The organism is Streptomyces sp. NH27, from assembly GCF_056859195.1.
Genome location: NZ_JACEGK010000571.1, coordinates 1 through 4,865 on the forward strand (window position 1 = coordinate 1; position 4,865 = coordinate 4,865).

The window sequence follows — 4,865 nt, forward strand, 5'->3', positions numbered from 1 at the left end:
GCGATCGGGTGTGGCGGGGGCGGGTGCGGGTCAGCCCTTGAGCGCGCCGCCGAGCGCGAAGCCGCCGCCCAGCCGGCGGGCGAGCACCAGGTAGAGCATCACGACGGGAATCGAGTACAGGATCGAGAACGCGGAGAGCTGCCCGTACTGCGTGTAGTCGTGCGCGCTGAGGAAGTTGAAGACGCTCACCGAGGCGGGCAGCTTCTCCGGGGTCAGCAGCAGGATGAAGGGGACGAAGAAGTTCCCCCACATGCTGATGAAGGTGAAGATCGTCACGACGATCACGCCCGGCCACATCAGCGGCAGCACGATCCGCCACAGCACCTGCATGGAGTTGGCGCCGTCGATCCGGGCCGCCTCCTCCAGCACCACGGGCACCCCGTCCATGAAGTTCTTCATCAGCCAGATCCCGAACGGCAGCGCCGACGCGGCCAGGAAGAGCGTGGTGGCCGGCATCGAGTCGATCAGGTTGACCTGCACGAACATGCTGTAGACCGGGATCATCACCGCGGTGATCGGCAACCCGGTGCTGAACAGGATGGTGTACAGGAACGGCCGGCGCAGCCGCGAGCGGAACCGGGACAGCGGGTAGGCGGCCAGGATCGAGCACACCACGCAGACCAGGGTGCCGCCGCCGCACAGCAGCAGGCCGTTGAGCATCGGGCGGAACGTCGTGTCGTAGGTGAGCACATGGCGGAAGTTGGCGGTGGTCGGCGACGGCACCGACAGCTTGAACGAGGCGTGCGCGTTGAACGACGCCAGCACCATCCACAGCAGCGGCACCAGGTACAGCACCGAGAACAGCAGCAGGACGACATTGATCGTGCCGCGGCCGGCCCGCGCCCGGTTCCGCCGGGAGCGCCCGGGACGCGTACGGTCCGCAGCCGGCGCCGCCGCGATCGGCGGACTGTCGGTGACGGCCATCAGTTCTCCTCCACCTTGGTTCTCCTCTTCATTGGCCGGTCTTCCTCCTCGTTCCCTCCGCGGACGGCCTCCTTCGTCGGCCGGCCACTGCGGGATCTCGCTCGTCAGCCCTCATCGACTTTGAGCATCCGGATGTAGACCGTCGAGAACAGCGCGCCCACCACCAGCAGTACGAGCGCGATGGCGGTCCCGTAGCCGATCAGGCTGTTCTGGAACGCCTGCTGGTACATGAAGATCGGCAGCGTCTCGGTCTTGTTGCCCGGGCCACCCCGGGTCATCGTGTAGATCAGGCCGAAGACCGACAGCGTCTGCAACGTGATCAGCATCAGGTTGGTCAGGATCGAGCGGCGGATCACCGGCAGCGTCACCCGCCACAGCCGCTGCCACGGATTCGCGCCGTCCACCTCCGCGGCCTCCACCAGCTCGCGCGGCACGTCACCGAGCGCCGCGGAGAACACCAGCATCGAAAACGCCGTGCCGCGCCACACGTTGGCGAGGCACACCGCCAGGATCGGCAGCGTGTAGAGCCAGTTCTGCTGCGGCAGGTGCAGGAAGTGCAGGATCGCGTTGAGCGAGCCCTGCTGGAAGAAGAACGCGTACATCAGATAGCCGGCCACCACCTCCGGCAGCACCCAGGCGGAGATCACCACGGCGCTGGTGAAGGACCGCACCGGCTTGGACGCCTTCTCCATCAGCACCGCCAGCGCCAGCCCCAGCGTGTTCTGCCCGATCACCGCCGAGCCGACCACGAACATCAAGGTCAGCTCGACCGCGTTGGTGAAGTCGGGGTCGCCGAAGGCGCGGGAGAAGTTGTGCAGTCCGGTGAAGTGGGTACCCGACGCGCCGGTGAGCTGCATGTCGGTGAAGGCGTAGTAGACGCAGTACCCGATCGGCCCGGCGAGGAACACCGCCAGCAGCACCACGGACGGCAGTACCGGCAGGCCGCGCAGTAGTCCGGCCAGCGGGGCGGGCAGGGGTGTCCGGTCGGCCTTGCCGCCGCCGGCTCCCCTGCGGCCGGCGGCGGGGGCGGTGGACGAGGTCACTGCGCGCCCTGGACGGTGTTGCCCGAGCCGACCGCGGACTTGACATCGTTGTCGAACGTACTTGCGGCCTTGTCGACGGACGCTTGACCGGTGGTCACCGACTCCATCGCCTTCTGGATCGCGGTCGAGACCTGCGTGTACGCGGGCACGCCGGGCCGGTAGTAGGTGTCGGCGACCAGCGAGCTCAGGAACTCGTTGGTGGGCAGCGCCTTGAGGTACTTCGGGTCGGCGGCGACGTCCTGGCGGACCGGGATGGTGGCGTTGACGTTGTTCCACTGCGCCGAGGCCGACTCGGTCTCCAGCGACTGGAGGAACTTCCAGGCGAGATCGGTGTTCTTCGCCTTCGCCGGGATCGACCAGGCCCAGCCGCCGGACATGCTGATCTTGCCCTTGCCCTGCCCGTTCTGTGTGGGCATCGCGGTCTCGCCCATCGTGGTCTCCCACTGCGGCCACGGCTTCGGGCCGGTGCGGATCCAGTTGTTGGGCATCCAGGAGCCGTCGATGTCGATGGCGAGCTTGCCCTGCGGGATCATTTCGGTGCCGACCTGGGCGCCGATGTTGACGCCGAGCGCCGTCTGCACCTTCGGGCCGAGGTTCTCGCTGTAGACGGTGTGCAGGAAGTTGAGCGCGTCCTTGAAGCCGGAGCTGCCCACCACCCACTTCTGCTGCGCCGCGTCGTAGAGCGAGTCGCCGCCGGCCGCCGTGCCGTACAGCAGCATCTCGAAGCCCTGCATCGAGGACTGCTCGCCGCCGGCGGTGCCGGTGTAGAGGTTCATCGGGGTGACCCCGGGCACCTTGGCCTTGATGGTGCGGGCCGCGGTGAGCACGTCGGCCCAGGTCTTGGGCTGCCACGGCAGGGCTATTCCGGCCTGCTTGAGGAGCGTCTTGTTGTACCAGATGCCGCGGGTGTCGGTGTTGTCCGGGACGCCGTAGGTCTTGCCGTCCTTGGCGTACTTCATCGCGGCCTTGGACGCCGCCGCGTACTGGCTCCAGTCCTTCCACGTCGCCAGGTAGCTGTCCAGCGGCTTCAGATAACCGCTGGCCACATCGGAGTTGATGGTGGCGGTGTCCTCGTAGACCAGGTCGGGCGCGGTCACGGGGGAGCGCATCATCAGCTGGATCTTCGTGTAGTAGTCGTTCTCGCTCGCCGTGACGGGCACGAGTTTGACCGTGGTGCCGGGGTTCGCCTTCTCGAACGCCTTGACCTGGGCGGCCAGGAAGTTCGGCTGCACCGTGTTGCTGCTGTTCAGCTGCTTCTGGTAAACGACCTTGATCGTTTTTCCCGAACTGCCGGAACCGGAACCGCAGCCCGACGCGGTCGCGGCCAGCACTGCGGTGACAACGGCGATGCCGGTGGCAACGGTGAGTCTCGTGCGCACGCTCAACCTCCGGTAGGAGTACCCGAACGGGGCCCGCGACCGCTGTTGACGGGCGCGGGACGGGTGCGGGATACGGGTGTGCCAAGGAGCGGCCCCAACGAGAAACCCCATGGCAACCAGGGCGGACGGCGCCCTGGTTGTCGGCGAAGCTAAATCCAATGGATGGAGTAAGTCAACGCTTCTGACATGTAAACTTCCCGCCGTCGGGGGGTGCGGAAGCGGACTCGGGGCGCGCGGCGAGGCGGATCGACGGGCGTTCGGGGGCTCATCGGCGGCGTGCGCTCGGGCTTGTCGGCGGCGTGTGCGCGGGAGGACGGGGGAGTGCGGCGGGGCCTAAGCGGAATGTGGACTTGGGCGCGGAACCGGTCTTGGGCGCGAGCGCGGGGCAGCACGTGGTGACGCGAGCGGGACGCGTTGCGCGGTGACGCGGTTACGTAGCGACGCGGCCGGGAGGCGTGACGCGGCGAGGAGAGGACGTGACGCGGTGACGCAGGGTGGAACCAACCTGCCCCGGGTGGCGGGCTACAACCAGGCCGTGATCCTGGACGCGATCCGGACCGCGGGGCAGGTCAGCCGGGTCGAACTGGCCCCGCTGACCGGGTTGACCAGCCAGACCGTCTCCAACGTGGTGCGCCGGCTGCTGGCGGCCGGCCTGATCACGGAGTCCGGGCACGCCCCCTCCAGCGGCGGCAAGCGACGTACCCTGCTCTCGCCGCGCGCCGACGGGGCCTTCGCGGTCGGGGTGCAACTCGATCCGGACGCCGCGGTGATCGTCGTGGTCGACCTGGCCGGGGAGGTGCTGGCCTCGCGCCGGGTCAAGCTCGTCCACCCCGGCGAGCCGGCGGACGTGGTGGCCCGGGTCGCCGCCGCCGCGCAGCGGCTCACCGCCAGGACCCGGGTGGACCCGGCCCGGCTGCTGGGCACCGGCATCGCCACGCCCGGCCCGATCGACGGCACCGCCGGCGACGTGGTGCTCCCGCCGAACTTCCCCGGGTGGGGCCGGGTGCCGCTGCTCAAGATGTTCGGCGCCGCCACCGGGATGCCGGTGGCGATGGACAACGACGCGACCGCCGCGGCCATAGGCGAACGCTGGATCGGCGGCCGGGCCCGGGCCGGCAGCTTCCTGTTCATCTACCTCGGCACCGGCATCGGTGCCGGCATCGTGCTCAACAACACGGTGCTGCACGGGGATTCGAGCAATGCGGGCGAGTTCGGGCACATGGCCGTCGAATCCGGCGACCGGATCTGCCACTGCGGCGGCGCCAACTGCCTCGGCCCGTACGTCAGTCCGTCCGCGGTGCTGGTCGATCTACGCGAGCGGCACGGCCGTTCGGCCGCCGAGCGGCTCGGGATCGCCCTCGCCGAGGAGTCCGTGCACGCGGACTGGAAGCTGCTGTGCCGGGCCGCCCGGCGCGGCGACCCCGCCGCGTGCGACGTCATCCGTACCGCCGCCGCCCGTATCGGCCAGGCCGCCCGGGGCGCCGTCGCCCTCCTCGACGTGGACCGGGTGGTGCTGGGC

Annotated in this window: 4 protein-coding genes; 1 reads left to right on the forward strand and 3 read right to left on the reverse strand. The window is 69.1% G+C overall.

All coding sequences use genetic code 11. The features are described 5' to 3' along the window. Positions 1-30: 30 nt before the first annotated feature. The 3 genes from AC13HU_RS32120 to AC13HU_RS32130 form a co-directional block, all read right to left on the reverse strand. Entirely contained in the window at positions 31-924 is an 894-nt protein-coding gene (locus tag AC13HU_RS32120) for a carbohydrate ABC transporter permease (protein ID WP_483045501.1), read from the reverse strand. Between the two features lie 104 nt (positions 925-1,028). After that, a complete protein-coding gene (locus AC13HU_RS32125) occupies positions 1,029-1,967 on the reverse strand; it encodes a carbohydrate ABC transporter permease (RefSeq protein ID WP_483045502.1) in 939 nt (312 codons plus the stop codon). After that, positions 1,964-3,346: an extracellular solute-binding protein gene (locus AC13HU_RS32130; RefSeq protein ID WP_483045503.1), complete on the reverse strand. Its 1,383-nt coding sequence runs from the start codon at positions 3,344-3,346 to the stop codon at positions 1,964-1,966. The genes AC13HU_RS32125 and AC13HU_RS32130 overlap by 4 nt, the downstream gene beginning before the upstream one ends. A gap of 484 nt (positions 3,347-3,830) precedes the next feature. On the opposite strand from AC13HU_RS32130, the gene AC13HU_RS32135 reads away from it, so the two are divergent. Next, the coding region (locus AC13HU_RS32135) for an ROK family transcriptional regulator (protein ID WP_483045504.1) at positions 3,831-4,865 on the forward strand (1,035 nt) is incomplete at its 3' end.